Annotated in this window: 18 protein-coding genes; 7 read left to right on the top strand and 11 right to left on the bottom strand. The window is 73.3% G+C overall.

The genetic code is table 11. The features are described from left to right. Nucleotides 1–122: 122 nt before the first annotated feature. Nucleotides 123–1,325, top strand: coding sequence for an amino acid deaminase/aldolase (locus tag IE244_RS16530; protein ID WP_191874284.1), 1,203 nt, complete (start codon nucleotides 123–125; stop codon nucleotides 1,323–1,325). Between the two features lie 11 nt (nucleotides 1,326–1,336). Here IE244_RS16530 and IE244_RS16525 read toward each other — a convergent pair whose 3' ends face one another. The 3 genes from IE244_RS16525 to IE244_RS16515 are packed head-to-tail and all read right to left on the bottom strand — an operon-like array spanning nucleotide 1,337 to nucleotide 4,904. Next, nucleotides 1,337–2,119 (bottom strand): 3-oxoacyl-ACP reductase, encoded by a 783-nt coding sequence (locus IE244_RS16525; RefSeq protein WP_191874283.1) that lies wholly within the window; start codon nucleotides 2,117–2,119, stop codon nucleotides 1,337–1,339. After that, a complete protein-coding gene (locus IE244_RS16520) occupies nucleotides 2,116–3,504 on the bottom strand; it encodes an aldehyde dehydrogenase family protein (RefSeq protein ID WP_191874282.1) in 1,389 nt (462 codons plus the stop codon). Before IE244_RS16520 ends, IE244_RS16525 begins: the two co-directional genes overlap by 4 nt. Nucleotides 3,505–3,539: 35 nt before the next feature. Next, the gene (locus tag IE244_RS16515) at nucleotides 3,540–4,904 is read right to left on the bottom strand and encodes a glutamine synthetase family protein (protein ID WP_191874281.1); all 1,365 of its coding nucleotides are present in this window, start codon (nucleotides 4,902–4,904) and stop codon (nucleotides 3,540–3,542) included. Between the two features lie 96 nt (nucleotides 4,905–5,000). Between IE244_RS16515 and IE244_RS16510 the strand changes: the two genes are divergently transcribed. Further along, nucleotides 5,001–5,738, top strand: coding sequence for a FadR/GntR family transcriptional regulator (locus IE244_RS16510; RefSeq protein WP_191874280.1), 738 nt, complete (start codon nucleotides 5,001–5,003; stop codon nucleotides 5,736–5,738). Nucleotides 5,739–5,791: 53 nt separating this feature from the next. Beyond that, nucleotides 5,792–6,478, top strand: coding sequence for a gamma-glutamyl-gamma-aminobutyrate hydrolase family protein (locus IE244_RS16505; RefSeq protein ID WP_191874279.1), 687 nt, complete (start codon nucleotides 5,792–5,794; stop codon nucleotides 6,476–6,478). Nucleotides 6,479–6,673: 195 nt separating this feature from the next. Here the strand turns inward: IE244_RS16505 and IE244_RS16500 are convergent, their stop codons facing one another. Continuing rightward, nucleotides 6,674–7,627: a phosphotransferase gene (locus IE244_RS16500; RefSeq protein ID WP_191874278.1), complete on the bottom strand. Its 954-nt coding sequence runs from the start codon at nucleotides 7,625–7,627 to the stop codon at nucleotides 6,674–6,676. 102 nt (nucleotides 7,628–7,729) lie between these two features. Beyond that, on the bottom strand, nucleotides 7,730–8,653 hold the full coding sequence (locus tag IE244_RS16495) for a LysR family transcriptional regulator (protein ID WP_191874277.1): 924 nt from the start codon (nucleotides 8,651–8,653) through the stop codon (nucleotides 7,730–7,732). 70 nt (nucleotides 8,654–8,723) lie between these two features. On the opposite strand from IE244_RS16495, the gene IE244_RS16490 reads away from it, so the two are divergent. Then, nucleotides 8,724–9,887 carry a TDT family transporter gene (locus IE244_RS16490; protein WP_191874276.1) on the top strand — a complete coding sequence of 388 codons (1,164 nt, stop codon included), beginning with the start codon at nucleotides 8,724–8,726 and terminating at the stop codon, nucleotides 9,885–9,887. Here IE244_RS16490 and IE244_RS16485 read toward each other — a convergent pair. From IE244_RS16485 to IE244_RS16470, 4 genes are all read right to left on the bottom strand, one after another. Next, nucleotides 9,799–10,548, bottom strand: coding sequence for a helical backbone metal receptor (locus IE244_RS16485; RefSeq protein ID WP_191874275.1), 750 nt, complete (start codon nucleotides 10,546–10,548; stop codon nucleotides 9,799–9,801). The two genes, IE244_RS16490 and IE244_RS16485, sit on opposite strands and share 89 nt — an antisense overlap. A gap of 22 nt (nucleotides 10,549–10,570) precedes the next feature. After that, entirely contained in the window at nucleotides 10,571–11,140 is a 570-nt protein-coding gene (locus tag IE244_RS16480; RefSeq protein ID WP_191874274.1) for a helix-turn-helix domain-containing protein, read from the bottom strand. A 384-nt stretch (nucleotides 11,141–11,524) separates the two neighbouring features. Then, nucleotides 11,525–13,339 carry an ABC transporter permease/substrate binding protein gene (locus tag IE244_RS16475; RefSeq protein WP_191874273.1) on the bottom strand — a complete coding sequence of 605 codons (1,815 nt, stop codon included), beginning with the start codon at nucleotides 13,337–13,339 and terminating at the stop codon, nucleotides 11,525–11,527. After that, entirely contained in the window at nucleotides 13,332–14,408 is a 1,077-nt protein-coding gene (locus IE244_RS16470; RefSeq protein ID WP_191874272.1) for a quaternary amine ABC transporter ATP-binding protein, read from the bottom strand. Before IE244_RS16470 ends, IE244_RS16475 begins: the two co-directional genes overlap by 8 nt. Before the next feature lie 126 nt (nucleotides 14,409–14,534). Between IE244_RS16470 and IE244_RS16465 the strand changes: the two genes are divergently transcribed. Together IE244_RS16465 and IE244_RS16460 are read left to right on the top strand one after the other, a co-directional pair. Next, on the top strand, nucleotides 14,535–15,455 hold the full coding sequence (locus IE244_RS16465; protein ID WP_229854152.1) for a 5'-3' exonuclease: 921 nt from the start codon (nucleotides 14,535–14,537) through the stop codon (nucleotides 15,453–15,455). A 112-nt stretch (nucleotides 15,456–15,567) separates the two neighbouring features. Beyond that, nucleotides 15,568–16,413: a siderophore-interacting protein gene (locus tag IE244_RS16460; protein ID WP_191874271.1), complete on the top strand. Its 846-nt coding sequence runs from the start codon at nucleotides 15,568–15,570 to the stop codon at nucleotides 16,411–16,413. Between the two features lie 9 nt (nucleotides 16,414–16,422). Here IE244_RS16460 and IE244_RS16455 read toward each other — a convergent pair whose 3' ends face one another. Together IE244_RS16455 and IE244_RS16450 are read right to left on the bottom strand one after the other, a co-directional pair. Further along, the gene (locus tag IE244_RS16455) at nucleotides 16,423–17,355 is read right to left on the bottom strand and encodes a 5'-nucleotidase (RefSeq protein ID WP_191874270.1); all 933 of its coding nucleotides are present in this window, start codon (nucleotides 17,353–17,355) and stop codon (nucleotides 16,423–16,425) included. Nucleotides 17,356–17,393: 38 nt separating this feature from the next. Further along, complete coding sequence (locus IE244_RS16450; protein ID WP_191874269.1) at nucleotides 17,394–17,975, bottom strand: GNAT family N-acetyltransferase; 582 nt, start codon at nucleotides 17,973–17,975, stop codon at nucleotides 17,394–17,396. A 65-nt stretch (nucleotides 17,976–18,040) separates the two neighbouring features. Between IE244_RS16450 and IE244_RS16445 the strand changes: the two genes are divergently transcribed. Beyond that, nucleotides 18,041–18,991 (top strand): pseudouridine synthase, encoded by a 951-nt coding sequence (locus IE244_RS16445; RefSeq protein WP_191874268.1) that lies wholly within the window; start codon nucleotides 18,041–18,043, stop codon nucleotides 18,989–18,991. Nucleotides 18,992–19,023: the final 32 nt, after the last annotated feature.

Here is a 19,023-nt window from a genome sequence, read left to right as displayed (position 1 = left end):
GCCGTACGTGCGCGTCACTCTACGGCTTGTCCGGGGCGGAGACCGAACCTGTCCGGGGCCCCGGGGCATCTGCCCGGAACGTCCCCCTACCCTGCGGTAATCCTGTCTGGCACGCTTCCGTCATGACTGCGCGCGCCGCCGACCGGGCCCGTTACGACCGGGCCACCGCCCATCTCGACGCCCCTCTCGCGATCGTGGACCTGGACGCCTTCGACGCCAACGCGGCCGATCTCGTCCGCCGGGCCGCCGGCAAGCCGGTCCGGGTCGCCAGCAAGTCCGTGCGCTGCCGTGCCCTGCTGGAGCGCGTCCTGGCGAAGGACGGCTTCCAGGGCATCATGTCGTTCACCCTGGCCGAGTCCCTGTGGCTGGCCCGCTCCGGGTTCGACGACGTCCTGTTGGCCTATCCGTCCGCCGACCGCGGCGGGTTCGCGGAGCTGGCCGCCGATCCCAAGCTCGCCGGTGCGGTGACCGTGATGGTGGACGACCCGGCGCAGCTCGACCTCATCGACGCCGCCCGCGACGGCGGACGTGAACCGGTGCGCGTGTGCCTGGAGTTGGACACCTCGCTGCGGCTGCTGGGCGGCCGGGTCCGGGTCGGGGCGCGGCGCTCCCCGCTGCGCTCCCCCGCCCAACTCGCCGAGCTGGCCCGCTCGGTGGCCCGGCGGCCGGGCTTCCGGCTGGTCGGGATCATGGCGTACGAGGGGCACATCGCGGGCGTCGGGGACGCGGTGGCCGGACGGCCGTTGCGGTCCCGGGCGATCCGGCTGATGCAGGCGGCGGCCCGCCGGGAGCTCGCCGAGCGGCGCGCCGCGGTCGTGCGCGCGGTGCGGGCCGTCGTCCCCGGCCTGGAGTTCGTCAACGGCGGCGGCACGGGCAGTGTGCAGCACACCGCCGCCGAGGACGCCGTGACGGAGATCGCCGCCGGTTCGGGGCTGTACGTGCCGCGGCTCTTCGACAACTACACGTCGTTCACCGGCCGTCCGGCGGCCCTGTTCGCCCAGCCCGTCGTACGGCGCCCCGGGGTCGGCGTGGTCACCGTGCTCGGCGGCGGGTATCCGGCCTCCGGCGCGGCCGGCCCCGACCGGCTGCCGGTGCCGTACCTGCCCGAGGGACTGGCGTACGACCCGCAGGAGGGGCCCGGCGAGGTGCAGACCCCGCTGCTGGGCTCGCCCGCCGACGACCTCCTCATCGGCGACAAGGTGTGGTTCCGGCACGCGAAGGCGGGCGAGCTGTGCGAACGGTTCGACGCCCTGCACCTGGTCGAGGGGGGCACGGTCACCGCGACCGTGCCCACCTACCGGGGTGAGGGACACACGTTCCTCTGACGGGCCGCGCCCTACACGGGCGTGACGTACGCGCCCGCGATGCCGCCGTCCACCAGGAAGTCGGTGGCGTTGACGAAGGAGGAGTCGTCGCTGGCCAGGAAGGCGACGGCGGCGGCGATCTCCTCGGCCTCGGCGAACCGCCCGACCGGGATGTGCACGAGCCGGCGGGCGGCCCGCTCCGGGTCCTTGGCGAACAGTTCCTGCAGGAGCGGGGTGTTCACCGGGCCCGGGCAGAGGGCGTTGACCCGGATGCCCTCCCGGGCGAACTGCACGCCCAGCTCGCGGGACATGGCGAGCACGCCGCCCTTGGACGCGGTGTACGAGATCTGCGACGTCGCCGCGCCCATCCGCGCCACGAAGGACGCGGTGTTGATGATGGACCCCCTGCCCTGCCGGCGCATGTAGGGGATGGCGGCCTTGCAGCACAGGTAGACGGAGGTGAGGTTGACCTCCTGGACCCGCTTCCAGGCCTCCAGGCCGGTCTCCAGGATGGAGTCGTCGTCGGGCGGGGAGATACCGGCGTTGTTGAAGGCGACGTCGACGCTGCCGTAGGTGTCGTACGCCGTCTTGAACAGCGCCTCGACCTGCTCGGGGTCGGTGACGTCGACCTTCACGAAGAGTCCGCCGACCTCGTCGGCGACGGCCTTGCCGCGGACCTCGTCCACGTCCGCGCAGACCACGTGGGCGCCCTCGGAGGCGAGCCGGCGGGCGGTGGCGAGGCCGATGCCGCTGCCGGCTCCGGTGACGACGGCGGTACGGCCGACCAGGCGGCGGCAAACAGATTCTGCGGTCACTGTGCGGGGCCCTCCGTGCTGGGGGAGACGTTGCTGATGAAGACGTTCTTGGTTTCGGTGAAGGCGGTCAGGGCGTCGGGGCCCAGTTCACGGCCGAGGCCGGACTGCTTGTAGCCGCCGAACGGGGTCCAGTAGCGGACGCTGGAGTGGGAGTTGACGGACAGGTTGCCCGCGCGGACGGCCTGGGAGACGCGCAGGGCGCGGCCGAGGTCCCGGGTCCACAGGGAGCCGGAGAGGCCGTAGGGGGTGTCGTTGGCGAGGCGGATCGCGTCCTCCTCGTCGGTGAAGGGCAGCAGGACGGCGACGGGGCCGAAGATCTCCTCGCGCGCCGCCGGGCTGTCGTGCCGCTCGCCGGTGAGGACCGTCGGCGGGAACCAGAAGCCGGGGCCGTCGGGGGCGCTGCCGCGCAGGGCCGGGGCGTCGTCGGGGACATGTGCCCGTACGCGGTCCAGCTGCTGCCGCGAGATCAGCGGGCCCATCTGCGTCTTCTCGTCGGCGGGGTCGCCCACGACGACGGCGGCCAGCGCGTCGGCGAGGAACTCGCGGGCCTCCTCGAACACCGACGCGTGGACGAGGACGCGGGTGCGGGCGCAGCAGTCCTGGCCGGAGTTGTCCAGGAAGGAGAAGGGGTCCAGCGCGGCTCTGAGGTCGGCGTCGGCGAAGACGATGTTGGGGCTCTTGCCGCCGAGTTCGAGGGTGACCGGCTTGACCAGCCGGGCGCAGCGCTCCATGACCTCGCGGCCGGTGCGGGTGGAGCCCGTGAACACGATCTTGGCGACGTCCGGGTGGTCGACCAGGGCGCGTCCGGCGGTGTGGCCGTACCCGGGCAGCACCTGGAAGACGTGCTCGGGCAGGCCCGCCTCCAGGGCGAGTTCGGCGAGGCGGAGCGCGGTGAGCGGGGTGGTCTCGGCGGGTTTGAGGACGACGGCGTTGCCGGCCGCGAGCGCCGGGAAGGAGCCCCAGGCGGCGATCGGCATGGGGAAGTTCCAGGGGGCGATCACACCGACGACGCCGAGGGGTTCCTGGAAGGTGACGTTCCAGCCGCCGGGCACCGGGATCTGCCGGCCGAGGAGGCGCTCCGCACCGCCGGCCGCGTACAGCAGCAGGTCACGGGCGTTGCCGGCCTCCCAGCGGGCGTTGCCGACGGTGTGACCGGCCTCGCGGACCTCCAGCTGGGCGAGTTCCTCGACGTGGGCGTCGACGGTGTCGGCGAAGCGGCGCAGCAGCCGGGCCCGGTCGGCGGGGGCGAGTGCGGCCCAGCCGGTCTGGGCGCGCGAGGCCCGTACGACGGCGGCGGCCACGTCCTCCTCGCTCGCGGCGGGGACGGTGGCGACGACCTCTTCCGTGGCGGGGTCGAGGACGGTCAGCTCGTGCGGGTCGGACACGTGATCACCTTTCACAGGCGTTGTCACAGGCGTTTTCACAGGCGTTCGAAGGAACGGCGCAGTTCCCAGTCGGTGACCGCGGCGTCGAAGGCCTCCAGTTCGACGCGCGCCATGTTGCGGTAGTGGGCCACGACCTCGTCGCCGAAGGCGGCCTTGGCGATCGGGCTGTTCTCCCACAGCTCGGCGGCCTCGCGCAGGGTGGTCGGGACGTGCTCGAAGCCGGCGGTGTAGGCGTTGCCGGGGCAGGGGGCCGGGAGTTCGAGTTTGTGCTCGATGCCGTACAGGCCGGCCGCGACGAGGCCGGCGACGGCCAGGTACGGGTTCACGTCCCCGCCGGGGAGGCGGTTCTCGAAGCGCAGGGAGCGGCCGTGGCCGACCACACGCAGGGCGCAGGTGCGGTTGTCGTGGCCCCAGGCGACGGCGGTGGGGGCGAAGGAGCCGGGCTGGAACCGCTTGTAGGAGTTGATGTTCGGGGCGTACAGGAGGGAGAAGTCGCGGAGGGCGGCGAGCTGTCCGGCGAGGAAGTGCCGCATGACGTCGGACATGCCCCCTTCGCCGTCTCCCGCCATGGCGTTGTTCCCGTCGGCGTCGGCGAGCGAGAGGTGGATGTGGCAGGAGTTGCCCTCGCGCTCGTTGTACTTGGCCATGAAGGTGATCGAGACGCCTTCCTGGGCGGCGATCTCCTTGGCGCCGGTCTTGTACAGCGCGTGCTGGTCGCAGGTGACGAGGGCCTCGTCGTAGCGGAAGGCGATCTCGTGCTGGCCGGGGTTGCACTCGCCCTTGGCGGACTCGACGGTGAGGCCGGCGCCGGCCATGTCGTTGCGCAGCCGGCGCAGCAGGGGTTCGATGCGGCCGGTGCCGAGGATGGAGTAGTCGATGTTGTACTGGTTGGCGGGGGTCAGGCCCCGGTAGCCCGCGTCCCAGGCCGCCTCGTAGCTGTCCTTGAAGACGATGAACTCGAGTTCCGTGCCGGTCTGGGCGGTGTAGCCGAGCTCGGCGAGCCGCTCCAGCTGGCGGCGCAGGATCTGGCGGGGCGCGGCGACGACCGGGGAGCCGTCGTTCCAGGCGAGGTCCGCGACGAGCAGGGCGGTGCCGGGGTGCCAGGGGATGCGGCGCAGGGTGGCGAGGTCGGGGCGCATGGCGAAGTCGCCGTAGCCGCGTTCCCAGGAGGACATCGCGTAGCCGTCGACGGTGTTCATCTCGGTGTCGACGGCGAGGAGGTAGTTGCAGCCCTCGGTGCCGTGGTGCAGGACGTCGTCGAGGAAGAAGCGGGCGGCGAACCGCTTGCCCTGGAGACGCCCTTGCATATCGGGGAAGGCCAGGACGACAGTGTCGATCTCACCACTCGCGACGAGGGCGTGCAGTTCCTCGACGCTGAGCGGGGGTGTGCGGTCTGCCACGGGAGAGCCTCCTTCGGCGCCTTCGCGCTTTTTCGGCCGGGCCGGGAGCCATAAGGTATTGCTCAGAACCATTGCTTGGGAAGGGGGTACGGCCGGATGTCCTGGGAGAGCGACACTCAGGGGGTGGGTGACCGGCTCGCTCCGGTGCTGCGGCCGGTGCGGGCGGGCAACGGCTTCGAGGAGGCGCTGGAGCAGATCCTCCAGGTCGTGCGGCTCGGCCTGGTGCCGGGCGGGGAACGGCTGCCGGCCGAGCGGGAGCTGGCGGAGCGGCTCGGCATCAGCCGGGTGACGCTGCGCGAGGTGCTGAAGGTGCTCCACGACCAGGGGCTGGTGGAGGCGCGGCGCGGGCGCTACGGCGGGACGTTCGTGCTGCCGCGCACGGACGCCGGCGGCGAGGACGAGCTGCGGCGCCGGATCGCCGAGGTCGACATCGAGGACGTGCTGCGGTTCCGCGAGGTCCTGGAGGTGGGCGCGGCCGGGCTGTGCGCGGCGCACGGACTGACGCAGGAGCAGGCGGACCGGCTGCGCGTGGCGCTGGAGCGCACGCACGAGGCGCCGCTGGCGGACTACCGGCGCGCGGACACCCTGCTGCACCTGACGCTGGCCGAGCTGTGCGGGTCCCCCTCCCTGACCGCGCAGTACGCGGCGGTCCGGGCCACGGTCAACGACCTGCTCGACTGCATCCCGCTGCTGGTGCGCAACCTGGAGCACTCGCAGCGCCAGCACACCGCGCTGGTGGAGGCGGTGCTGGACGGGGACGCGGACGGCGCGCGGGAGATGATGCGCGAGCACTGCGCGGGCACGGCGGCACTGCTGCGGGGCTTCCTGACATGACCCCCGCTCTGCAAAGGTATGAGCGTGAACCTTTGGATGACTGGGAGGGCGGCGTGACCGGACGGCCGTTGATCGGTGTGAGCACGTATCTGGAGACCGGTGCCCGCTGGGGCGTGTGGGAACTGGAGGCGGCCCTGCTGCCCGCCGCCTACCCGCGGCTGGTGCAGCGGGCCGGCGGGCTGGCCGCCATGCTGCCGCCGGACGCGCCCGGGCAGGCGGCGGCGACGGTGGCCCGGCTCGACGGGCTGGTCATCGCCGGCGGCCCGGACGTGGACCCGGCCCGGTACGGCGCCGAGCGCGACCCCCGCAGCGGCCCGCCCGCACCGGCCCGCGACGCCTGGGAACTCGCCCTGATCGAGGCCGCCCTGGCCGCGGGGACACCGCTGCTGGGCGTCTGCCGGGGCATGCAGCTGCTGAACGTGGCGCTCGGCGGGACGCTGGTGCAGCACCTGGAAGGCCACACGGAGGCGGTCGGCGTGTTCGGCGGCCACCCGGTGAAGCCGGTGCCGGGCAGTCTGTACGCCGGGATCGTCCCGGAGGAGACGACGGTGCCCACGTACCACCACCAGGCCGTGGACCGGCTCGGCGCGGGACTGGTGCCGTCGGCGTACGCGGCGGACGGCACGGTGGAGGCGGTCGAGCTGCCGGCGGACCGCGGCTGGGTGCTGGGCGTGCAGTGGCACCCCGAGATGGGCGAGGACCCGCGCGTGATGCGGGCGCTGGTCACCGCCGCGGGCTGAGCGGACAGCGCCGGCGGGGACGCGGCCGTGCGAGGGCGCGGGTGCCCGAGGGGCGGCCGCTGCCCGGGCCGGCCCGGGGCCCCCGCCGCGGTGGATCCGGCTGCCGGCCGCGGCGCCACCGTGACCGGCCGGGCGGCGGCAGCCGCACGGCGAACCCTGTCCCGCGCCCCGTCGGGAGGCTCCTTCGGGAGGTGGTCACAGCCGCTTCCCGAGCCACTCCAGGGCTGCCTCGCCCTGGGCGCGCTGGAAGGGGCGCAGGGTGGGCAGGCCCGGTGGCGGCGGGTTCAGGGAGCTGCGCAGGAAGTAGCCCGTGAGGGCGGCCAGCGCGGCGGTCACGGCGTCCGGGTCGGCGTCCCGGCCCAGCGGGTGCGCGGTGAAGACCTCCTCGGGATCGGGCCCGCCCTGCGCCCGCACGCACGGCAGCATGACGAGCAGGTCGAACCAGGGCGCGGCGCGCAGGGCGTGCGGCCAGTCCACGAAGACGACGCCGCCGTCGGCCGTGAGCAGCACGTTGTCCGCGCGCAGGTCGCCGTGGGCCAGGGTGTCCCCCGAGGCGCCTTCGGCCCAGCGGGCTTCCAGCGCGGCGAGGTCGGGCAGCCGGGCGGCGGCCTGGGCACCGAGCCGGTCGCGCACGTCACCGGCCTCGCCGTCCAGGAGCCTGCGAAAGCCGCTGAAGTCCTCGGCCAGGTCGTCGGCGACGGACGGAACGTCGAGGGGACACGGCGTGCCGGTGCGGCCGAGCACGGTCACGGCGTCAAGCACCCGGCGCAGCTCGTCCGGCCGCCAGGGCACATGCGGCTGCCGCCCCGCCACCTCCTCGAAGACCAGCGCCACCCAGGTGCCGTCGTCGTACGTCCCGAGCAGCCGGGGCGCGGGTACGGCGGCCGGGAGCGCGGCGGCGTTGCGTGCTTCCCGGCGGTGCAGGCCGGGGCTGTGCGGGTTGGCCTCGGCGCTCACCGCCTTGACGAAGCCGGTGCCGCCCGCCGCGGTGCGCACCCGCGCGGCCACGCCGGGCGAGAAACCGCCGCGCTGTGTCCGCGCCCGTACGACCGGTGCTCCGAGCATCTCGCCGACGGCGTGCCGGACGGCGGCGGGGAGGTCTTCCCAGGGGGCACGGATGCCGGTGGCGGGCGGGGCGGTGAGAGACATGCCGGCCATGTTGGCGGGCCGACGAGCGGCGTGGCCAGCGGTTTTACGCGGGCGCCGTAGGGGTCGCGGGACGCTCCCGGATGCGTGGGGGCGGGGTGCGCCCTAACCTCGCGTCAGCGACAGCAACTCCCGTGCGGGCCCCGTCGGCCGATGCCCCGTCGGCCAGACCGCGCGCAGCTCACGCCGCAGCGAGACGTCCTCCACGGGAATGCTGACCAGGCGCCGCGTCGACAGCTCCTCCCCCACCACCAGCTCGCTGAGGACGGAGGGGCCGGCACCGCTGACCGCCGACGCCTTGACCGCCGTGGTGGAGGACAGCTCGATCAGGGGACGGGCGAGGCCGCCGAGCGCCGCGTCCAGGACCTGGCGGGTACCGGAGCCGCGCTCACGCAGGATCAGCGGGGTGACCGCCAGCTCCTGGGCCGTCAGGGGACGCCGGCGGCGGGCCCACGGATGGCCGGGGGCCGTGACCACGATCAGCCGGTCATGGGCGATGACGGCGGAGTCCAGGCCCGTCGGTACCGTCAGCCCCTCCACGAACCCGAGATCCGCCTCCCCGGACAGCAGCAGTTCGGCGACCTTCGCCGAGTTGCCGGCGAGGAGGGACACCGCCGTGTCAGGGCGTTCGGCGTGCAGCGCGAGGAGCCAGCCGGGCAGCAGGTACTCGGCGATGGTCATGCTCGCCGCGACCCTCAGGCGTGAGTCCCGCCGGTCCCGCAGCGCCCGCGCCCCCGCGTCGAAGGCCGCCGCCGCCTCCACGACCCGGCGGGCCCAGTCCGTCACCAGGGCCCCGGCGTCCGTGAGCCGGGAGCCGCGCGGCGAACGGTCGACCAGGGCCACGCCCAGCTGCCGTTCCATGGAGCGGATCCGGCTGCTGGCGGCGGGCTGGGTGATGCCGACCTCGCGTGCCGCCGCACCGAGGCTGCCCAGCCGCGCCACCGCCAGCAGCAGTTCGAGTGCGGCCAGGTCCGGCACCCGGTGGGCCAGTGATTCCGCGCGCTCCCGCCGCCCCTGCTCCTCGCTCATAAAACCAGCTTATGCCCCCATAGACAGGAACCTCCTGGTCAGGGACGGGCGGGGGCGCGACCTTGGATGTGTGGTCACCGTAGCCGAGCGCCTCCCCGTCCCCTCCGTCCCCCGCGCCCGGGTCCGCCGCCTCGGGCCCAACTGGTACGCCTCCGTCATGGGCACCGCCATCCTCGGCTCGGCCGGACTCACGCTGCCCGCGCACGCGGAAGCGCTGCGCGATCTCTTCGAGGGCGCCTGGGCGCTGTCCCTGATCATGCTCGTCGCCCTGCTGGCGGCCCGGACCCTGCACTGGACCCGCCACCGCGACCAGGCCCACGCCGATCTCCTCGACCCGGCCATGGCCCCCTTCTACGGCTGCCTGTCCATGGCCCTGCTGTCGGTCGGCGGCGGCGCCCTGACGGCCGGGCAGGACCTGATCGGCGCCGGCACGGCGGTCGCCCTGGACACGGTGCTGTTCACCGCGGGTACGGCGGTCGGGCTGGCGGCCGCCGTGGCCGTGCCCTACCTGATGGCCGTACGGCATCGCGTCGAGCCCGCGCAGGCGACGCCGGTGTGGCTGCTGCCGCTGGTCGCGCCGATGGTGTCGGCCGCGCTCGGCCCGCTGCTCGTGCCGCACCTGCCGGCCGGCCAGCCCCGCGAGACCCTGCTGCTGGCCTGCCTCTCGCTGTTCGGCCTGAGCCTGTTCGCGACGCTGCTGATGCTGCCGCTGGTCTTCGCCCGGCTGGTCACCTGCGGCCCGCTGCCGCTCGCGCTCACCCCGACCGTGTTCCTGGTCCTGGGTCCGCTCGGGCAGTCCACCACCGCGGTCGGCAGGATCGCGGACGCCGCTCCCGGGGTCGTACCGGCCCCGTACGACCGCGGCCTCGGCGTCTTCGCCGTGCTGTACGGGGTGCCGGTGATGGGGTTCGCGCTGCTGTGGCTGGCGCTGGCGAGCGTGCACGTGGTGCGGGCCCGGCGGCAGGGCATGGGGTTCGCGATGACCTGGTGGGCGTTCACCTTCCCGGTGGGCACGTGTGTCACCGGCGCCGCGGTGCTCGCCCGGCACACCGGGCTCGCGGTCTACGACGGGCTGGCCGTCGGGCTGTACGCGCTGCTCGCCGTCGCCTGGTCGGCGGCGGCCGTCGGCACCGTGCGCGGCCTGCTCAGCGGCGAGCTGCCGACAGCGCCTCGGCCAGCACCCGGGGTGCTTCGGCCAGCGACGGGCCGTACCAGGTCAGGTGCCGCCCGCTGACCAGGGCGCAGGGCAGCCCGGGGAAGGACTCCGGGCCGTCGTCGGCGGTGAAGCGGTAGGGCTCGTCGGGCAGCACCACCAGGTCCGGGGCCGCGGCGCGCAGTTCCTCCAGCGGCACGCGGGGGTAGCGCTCGGGGTGGCCGGCGTAGCGGTGGTCGACGCCGAGCCGGGCCAGGACGTCGCCCGCGAAGGTGTCCCGGCCCAGGACCATCCACGGCCGGCGCCAGATCGGTACGACCGCCCTCGTACGGCCCTGCGGCCGCGGCGGCGCCGTCCAGGCGGCCTCCGCCCGTGCCAGCCAGCCCGGACGCCGCGGCGCACCGCACGCGGCGAGCACCCGGTCCAGCTCCGCGAAGGCCTGCGGCACGCTCCGCACCTCGGTGACCAGCACGCGAAGGCCCGCGGCGCGAAGGGCGTCGAGGTCCGGGGCGCGGTTCTCCTCCTCGTTGGCGATCACCAGGTCGGGGGCGAGGGCGAGGATACGGTCGAGCTGCGGGTTCTTCGTGCCGCCGATCCGGGTGACGTCCAGGCCGGCCGGGTGGGTGCACCAGTCCGTGACGCCGACGAGGGCTCCGGGGAGCGTGACGGCCACCGCCTCGGTGAGGGACGGCACCAGGGAGACGACCCGCGCCCCGACGGGGGGACGTGCGCGACCGGCCACGACGAAATCCTCCGGCCACCGACTAGCGTGAGCGGTCCTGTACGGCCTCGATGTGTTCGGCGACCGCCACCACGATGACCCGCGTATCCGGCACCGTCGCCCGCCACCGGTGCCGTACCCCGCCGGTCAGATACAGGGTGTCGCCGCGACCGAGGCGATACGCGCGCCCCTCCGCCTCGATCTCCACCGCACCGTCGGCGACGTACATCAGCTCGTCGTTGCGGTGCTGGAACTCGCGGCCGGCGTCGTGGTCGCCGATGAACTCGGAGGCGTGCAGCTGGTGGTGGCCGCGCACCAGCGAGCGGGTGCGGGGCTCGAAGTCGTCCGGGTCGGCCGGGTCGGCGCGCACGACGTCCACGCTGGCCGCCGGATCGGCGGCGGCGAGGAGTTCGACGGCCGTGGTGCGCAGGGCGTCGGCCAGCTTCTCCAGCGAGGTGCGGCTGGGGCGGGCCCGGTCGTTCTCGACCTGGCTGAGGAACGGCACCGACAGACCGGTGCGCTCGGCCACGACGGCGAGGGTCAGCTCCAGGGCCCGGCGGCGCCGCCGGACGGCCGCGCCCACCCGCACGGGCTGTTCTTTGTGGTCGCCCATCGCTCCGGCTCCCTCCCTCGCTCGTCGTGCCGCTGTCCGGGTGCCCGGGTCGGGACGGACCCGTCTGATGACTTCTCTGCACCCTACGCATGTTCGGCAAACCGTTTCACGCCCCTGTCACATCCCCGGCACACCGCCGAGCCTCCACCCTCACGGTTCGCGCCAGCATGACGGGGGCTCGGGCTCTCCTGGGGCCGAGTACCCAACGGGGGTGAATATGCCGACCAGCTGGGCCGCACGCCTCCGCACAGGCCAACGGTCATCACCCTCAGTGATTGGCCGGATTCTTGCCGTACCGCGCGACGCCGCGAGGGGCGGACCCGCCGGACGCCCTGCGGCGTACGGCGGCGCCCGCCCCTCGGGTGGCGGTCCGGGAGGGTCAGGTCACCCGGCCGCCTGGCTCCGGGCGTCCTTCCCGGCGACCGGGGCCCAGTGGTCGAGCAGCCCGGGGTGCCGGCGGAGCCAGCCGCGGACGGCGTCCTGCTCCTCGCCCTTGCCGGCCTTCTGGATCTGCGACTCCAGGCCGGTGAGCTGCTTCTCGGTCATGGAGAAGTCCTTCAGCCAGCGCCCGACCTGCGGGTTGTCGGCAGCGAAGCCCTTGCGGGCCAGGGTGTGCACGCCGTCGCCCTCGCCCCAGGCGCCCCGGGGGTCCTTGAGCTTCTTCAGGTCGTAGTCGCTGTAGGCCCAGTGCGGGGACCAGAGGGTGACGACGACCGGCTGCTTCTTGGTGTAGGCGCGCCTCAGCTCGGAGAGCATGGCCGACGTGGAGCCGTCGATCACGTCATAGCTGCCCTGAAGGCCGTACTCCTTGAGGACCTTGCTCTTGAGCAGGCCCATCATGCCCGCGCTGGGCTCGATGCCGACGATCTTCCCGCCGAACTCGGAGGCGTGGTCCTTGAGGTCCGCCAGAGAGTTCACGTCCCTGACATACGACGGGACGGTCAGCTCCAGGGAGGTGGGGCCGTACCACTTGCCGAGGTCGTCGAGCTGCGTGCCGTACTTCTTCCAGTACTCGGCGTGGGTGGTGGGCAGCCAGGAGTCGGTCTGGAAGTCGAGCTGGCCGGTGGCGAGGCCGGTGTAGAGCGGGCCGGCCGTGTACTGGGTGGTGGTGACCTTGAAGCCGCGCTCCTCCAGGATCTCCTTCCAGAGGAAGGTGGAGGCGATGCCCTCGTCCCAGGGGATGTAGCCGATCCTGATCTCCTTGCCCTTGCCGATGTCCGGGCCGGCGGCCTCGGAGGTGCCGGCGGAGCGGCCGAAGACGCCCATGCCGCCCGCGACCAGGGCGAGCACGACCACGCCGACGACCGCGACGGCCGGGCGCGGGCGGTACGACCACACGCGCGTGCGGGCCTTCGCGGCGGCCCTGCGGCCCAGCGGGGAGAGCTGGGTGCCGAGCGCGCCGGTGATCCGGTCCAGGTAGATGGCGAGGACGACGATGCCGACGCCCGCCTCGAAGCCGTGGCCGATGTCGACCTGGCCGATGGCCTCGTTGACGGCACCGCCGAGGCCGCCGGTGCCGACCATGCCGGCGATGACGACCATGGACAGGCCCAGCATGATCACCTGGTTGACGCCCGCCATGACGGTCGGCAGGGCGAGCGGCAGCTGGACGCGCCAGAGGATGCGGCGCGGGGTGGTGCCGAACGCCTCGGCGGCCTCGACCAGTTCGGCGTCGACCTGCCGGATGCCCAGCTCGGTCATGCGGACGCCGGGGGCGAGCGCGAAGATCAGGGTGGCGACGACCCCGGGGGCGGTGCCGAGGCCGAAGAAGAGCATGGCCGGGATCAGCAGCACCATCGACGGCATGGTCTGCAGCAGGTCCAGGACGGGTCGCACGGTCGCGCTGACCGTCCTGGAGCGGGCCGCCCAGATGCCCAGCGGGACGGAGATCACCAGCGCGAGCACGGTGGCCACCAGGACCAGGGAGAGCGTGGACATGGCCTCGTCCCACAGGGCGAGCGAGTCGACCAGCGCGAACCCGGCGAAGGCGAGGACACCGGCGGTGAGGCCGCGCAGCCACCAGGCGAGGACGGCGAGGATGCCGGCCATCAGCAGCGGCTGGGGCGCGCCGAGCACGGCGTCGGTGCCGTCGTACATGCTCTCCATGACCGCCTTGACGGCGTCGAAGAGCCAGGAGAGGTGGTCGAGCAGCCACTTGACGCCGGAGTCGACCCAGTCGCCGAGGTGGATCCTAGGCACGGCTGATCACCTTCCCCTCCGGGTTGTCGCAGGGGGCGGGAGCGGCCGTCTCGTCGCCGAGGAAGCCGACCAGTCGCTGCCTGGGAACGACACCGACGACCCGGTTCGCCGCGTCCACCACCGAGACGCGGTGGGACAGCCGGGCGCTGATCGCGCACAGCTGCGCGAACGGGGTCTCGCGGGTCGCGGTCTCGCAGCCGCACGAGGGGGCGGCGGCCGTGACCGAGGTGTCCATGAGGGCGCCCGCCGTCAGCACGCGCGAGCGGTCGACGTCCTGGATGAAGGAGGCGACGTAGTCGTTCGCGGGGCGCAGCAGGATGTCCTCGGCGGCGCCGGTCTGCACGATGCGGCCGTCGCGCATCACGGCGACGCGGTCGCCGAGGCGCATGGCCTCGTTGAGGTCGTGGGTGATGAAGACGATGGTCTTCTTCAGGGTCTTCTGCAGCTCCAGCAGCTGGTCCTGCATGTCGCGGCGGATCAGCGGGTCCAGGGCGCTGAAGGACTCGTCCATCAGCAGCAGGTCGGCGTCGGTGGCGAGGGCGCGGGCGAGGCCGACGCGCTGCTGCATGCCGCCGGACAGCTCGTCGGGCCAGGACTTCTCCCAGCCGGCCAGGCCGCACAGGGCGAGCGCCTCGTCGGCGCGGCGTTCGCGCTCGGCGCGGGGCACGCCCTGCACTTCCAGGCCGTAGGCGGCGTTGTCGCGGACGCAGCGGTGCGGGAACAGCGCGAAGTGCTGGAACACCATGCTGATCTTCTTCGAGCGCAGCTCGCGCAGTTCGCGGGCGGTGAGCGCGGTCAGGTCCTGGCCGTCGAAGCGGACGCTGCCCGCGGTCGGTCCCAGCAGTCCGTTGAGCATGCGCAGCAGGGTGGACTTGCCGGAGCCCGACAGGCCCATGACCACGAAGATCTCACCGGCCTCCACGCGGAACGAGGCGTCGATCACGGCGGCGGTGGTGCCGCCGGCGCGCAGTTCCTCTCTCTCGGCGCCCTGCCGCAGGCGTTCCACCGCGTCGTCCGGTCGTCTGCCGAACACCTTGAACAGGTGCTCGGCCTCAAGCCTCGATTGCACGCGTACCTCTCGTCTCGGGGGCAGGGACACAACTGGCCGCGCCTCCCCGAGATCAACATGGTCAAACTTTTAAGTGACTTACCTCACATCATCGTGACGGTCCGTGGCGTACGGCATGATGCGAACGTGACCGGACGACTCATGCTCCTCGACACCGCATCGCTGTACTTCCGCGCCTACTTCGGCGTCCCGGACTCCGTGAAGGCCCCGGACGGCACGCCCGTGAACGCCGTGCGCGGACTGCTGGACTTCATCGACCGGCTGGTCAAGGACCACCGGCCGGACCAGCTGGTGGCCTGCATGGACGCCGACTGGCGGCCGCGGTGGCGGGTGGACCTCATCCCCACCTACAAGGCGCACCGGGTCGCCGAGGAGCACGAGGGCGCGCCGGACGAGGAGGAGGTGCCGGACACCCTCTCCCCGCAGGTGCCGGTCATCGAGGACGTGCTGGACGCGCTCGGCATCGCCCGGGTCGGCGTCGCGCGGTACGAGGCGGACGACGTGATCGGCACGTTCACGGCGCACGCCGCGGGCCCGGTGGACATCGTCACGGGCGACCGCGATCTGTACCAGCTGGTGGACGACGCGCGCGGGATCCGGGTGCTGTACCCGCTGAAGGGCGTCGGCACGCTGCAGCTGACCGACGAGGCGGTGCTGCGCGAGAAGTATGGGGTCGACGGGCGCGGGTACGCGGATCTCGCACTGCTGCGCGGTGACCCGAGCGACGGCCTGCCGGGCGTGGCCGGGATCGGCGAGAAGACGGCCGCCAAGCTGCTCGCCGAGTTCGGCGACCTGGCCGGGATCATGGCGGCGGTCGACGACCCCCAGGCGAAGCTCACGCCGTCGCAGCGCAAGCGGCTCACCGAGGCCCGGCCCTATGTCGCGGTCGCGCCGAAGGTGGTGCGGGTGGCCGACGACGTGCCGCTGCCGGATGTCGACACCACCCTGCCGCACACCCCACGGGACGCGGCGGCGCTGGAGCAGCTGGCCAGGCGGTGGGGGCTCGGCGGCTCGCTGCAGCGGCTGCTGGCCACGCTCGCCGGGTGACCCGGCCCGGAATATTCCGGCAAAGGGCTCCCATCCCGCGCTCGCGAAAGAGGTGTTGACCCGGAGAGAGATGCTAACTTAGGTAAACCTAACCAATCCGCAGGAGGTCGTGATGGCAGAGCGTCCGGTACGAAAGCCGCGCAAGGCCCGTACCGCCCATGTGATCCGCACCGAGCGCCTGACCCCGCACATGCAGCGGGTCGTGCTCGGCGGCGACGGCCTGGCCGACTTCACGGCGGACACCTGCACCGACCACTACGTCAAGCTGCTCTTCGGCCCCGAGGGCGTCACCTACCCCGAGCCCTTCGACCTGGAGCGGATCCGCGCCGAGTTCCCGCGGGAGCAGTGGCCGGTGACCCGGACCTACACGGTGCGCGCCTGGGATCCCCAACACCGGGAACTGACCCTGGACTTCGTCGTCCACGGCGACGAGGGCCTGGCCGGCCCGTGGGCCACCCGGGTGCGGCCGGGCGAGCCCGTGCGCTTCATGGGCCCCGGCGGCGCCTACGCCCCCGACCCGGCCGCCGACTGGCACCTGCTCGCCGGCGACGAGAGCGCGCTGCCCGCGATCGCCCGGGCCCTGGAGACGCTGCCCCCCGGTGCCCGGGCGCACGCCTTCGTGGAGGTGTCCGGCCCCGAGGAGGAGCAGAAGATCGACTCCGAGGTGGAGGTCGTCTGGCTGCACCGCGGGGACCGGCCGGTCGGCGAGGCGCTGCTGCAGGCCGTACGCGCGCTGGAGTTCCCCGAGGGCCGGGTGCACGCGTTCGTGCACGGCGAGGCGGGCTTCGTGAAGGAGCTGCGCCGGCTGCTGCGGGTCGAGCTCGACATCCCCCGCGCGGACCTGTCGATCTCCGGGTACTGGCGCCTGGGCCACAACGAGGACGGCTGGCAGGCCTCCAAGCGCGACTGGAACGCCCGCATCGAGGCCGAGCAGGAGAGCGGCGCGGCGGCGGCCTGAGCCCCGGGCTCAGGTCTCGTTGATCCTGCCGAACGGGATGTGCACGCTCGGCGTGGTCCGTGACGTGCTCTGCAGGTGCGTGACCTGGTCGTCGAAGAAGATGTGCGGATCCAGCACCCGCATGACCGCGCCCTTGTCGATGCCGCCGAGGAAGAAGGCGCCGTTGACCGCCACGCCCCACTTCTTGAGGCTGTTGACGGCGCGTTCGTGGGCGGGGGCGTTGCGCGCGGTCACGATGGAGACGTGGACCCGGAGCGCGTAGCCCGGATCGCTCCTGCGCCGCTCCTCCTCCCGGCGCTGTATCCGGTTCACCCCGGCGAGGAAGTCACGCAGCGGCCCGGGATCGTGCGGGGTCGCCGCGTTACGGGCCTCGTGCGCGCGGAACTCCTCCAGTCCGCCGGACTGGTACACCTGCTCGGCGGCGTCACTGGCGAGCACCCCGTCGAAGTCGAACGCGATCCGCAGCTCCCGGTCGGCGAGGTCGTCCGGGCACGGCGCTCCGAGGACATGTCCCGCGGGCAGTCCGGCGGCGACGGCCTCCCGCACGTCGTCGCCGTTCGCCGACAGGAACAGCGACATGTTCAGCGCGGGCATGAACGTGTACGGGGACCGGCCCTGCATGAAGACGGCCCGGCTGATCGGCAGCCCGTGCGTCTGGATCGACCGCATGACCCTGAGCCCCGTGTCGGGGTCGTTGCGGGACAGGATGATGACCTCGACCAGCGGGTCCCCCGGCTCGCCGAGGTCGTTGAGCGACAGCAGCCGCCGGATGAAGGCGAAGGCGACACCCGGCCGCAACGTGGTGTCGCGGTTCTCCTCCTGATAGGCCCGGTAGGCCTCCTCGCCCTGCTCGCGGAAGACGGCGTCCGACTCGCGCAGATCGAACAGGGCACTGGAGGCGACACCGACGACGAGTCGGCCGGCGAGATCGTAGGCGGGCATGGACCACATCTTCACACCGACCGGTCCCCGCCCGGTGCTCAGTCGCCGCGTATGCGGGCGTGCAGGTGCATGTCGTGCCAGCCGTCGGGGTGGAGCAGGGCGCTGCGCTTGGTGCCCTCCAGGGCGAAGCCGGCCTTCACGGCGACGCGGCAGGAGGCCTCGTTGGCGGCGGCGTGCAGGAGTTCGAGGCGGTGGAAGCCGATCTCGTCCAGGGCCCAGCGGCTGAGCGCGGTCGCCGCGCGGGCCGCGACGCCGCGCCCCCGGGCCTGTGCCACCGTCCAGTACGCGATCTCGGCGTATCCGTCACCGAGCAGGAGCTGGCGCAGCGCCATCCGGCCCAGCAGTTCGTCCGTCGCCTCGTGGACGACGGCCCACTGGGCGCTCCGTTCCGCCGCCCAGTACGTCTGCCACTGCTCGATCCAGCCGGCTACCTCCGCCACGGAGTCCGCGGACCTCAGGTGCCACTGCTGCATGACCGGATCCTGCATGGCCGCGTACACGGCGGGCGCGTCCTCGGCCCGCCACGGGCGCAGCAGCAGACCGTCACCGGTCGGCAGGGTCGGCTGGGGGCGCCGGGCGAGGGTTCCGGTGGCCAGCACCGGACTGGTGAGAAAAGGCATGATCGACATCCTGCCGACCGCCGGGCCGTCGCGCACCCCCTTTCCGCCTCGTACCCTTGACCCCGATGAGACGCCGTACCCCGCCCCCGCCCGCCCCGCTCCCCCAGATCGACGGTGTCGACCCCGTGCGGGTGCGGCTGCCGCATGCCGGGACGTGGGCCACGGCGCGGGAGTACCTGGTGGCGCGGCTGACGGGGGCCGGGCCCGGGATGGTCGAGTCGATGTTCGCCGCGGGGCGGGTCGTCGGCGCCGACGGGCGGGCGGTGCCGCCGGACGCGCCGTACCGGCCGGGGATGTTCGTGTGGTTCCACCGCGAACTGGCCCCCGAGGTGCCGGTGCCGTTCCCGGTGGGGGTGGTGTACCGGGACGACCACATCGTCGTCGCCGACAAGCCGCACTTCCTCGCGACGACCCCGCGCGGCACGCATGTGGCCGAGACCGCGCTGGCCCGGCTGCGCCACGAGCTGGGCCTGCCGACGCTGACCGCCGCGCACCGGCTGGACCGGCTGACGGCGGGCCTGGTGCTGTTCATCGTGCGTCCCGAGGAGCGCGGCGCGTACCAGACGCTGTTCCGGGACCGGCGGGTGCGCAAGGAGTACGAGGCGGTCGCCGCGTACGACGCCTCACTGGTCCTGCCCCGGACCGTGCGCAGCCGGATCGTGAAGGAGAGCGGGGTGCAGGCGGCCCGGGAGGTCGAGGGCGAGCCGAATGCCGAGACCCTGGTGGAGCCGGCCGGGCGCCAAGGCGGCCTCGCCCGGTACCGGCTCTTTCCGGCGACCGGGCAGACCCATCAGCTGCGGGTGCATCTGAACGCGCTCGGCGTGCCCATCCTCGGCGATCCGCTGTACCCGGAGGTGACCGGCCCGGTGCGGGCCGGTGACTTCCGGCGCCCGCTGCAACTGCTCGCCCGCAGGCTGGAGTTCACCGACCCGGTCACCGGAGCGGAGCACACGTTCGTCAGCGGGCGTGCGCTCCGCGCCTGGTCGTCCTACGCCGACTGGGCCGACGGGAACTGAGCACCCCGAAGGGGCGCGAGGAGGTGCGCGAC

Origin of the sequence: Streptomyces filipinensis, from assembly GCF_014649495.1 — a bacterium.
GTDB classification, from domain to species: Bacteria; Actinomycetota; Actinomycetes; order Streptomycetales; family Streptomycetaceae; genus Streptomyces; species Streptomyces filipinensis.
Note: the sequence above shows the minus strand (reverse complement) of the source record. Positions and strands in the feature narration are given on the sequence as shown.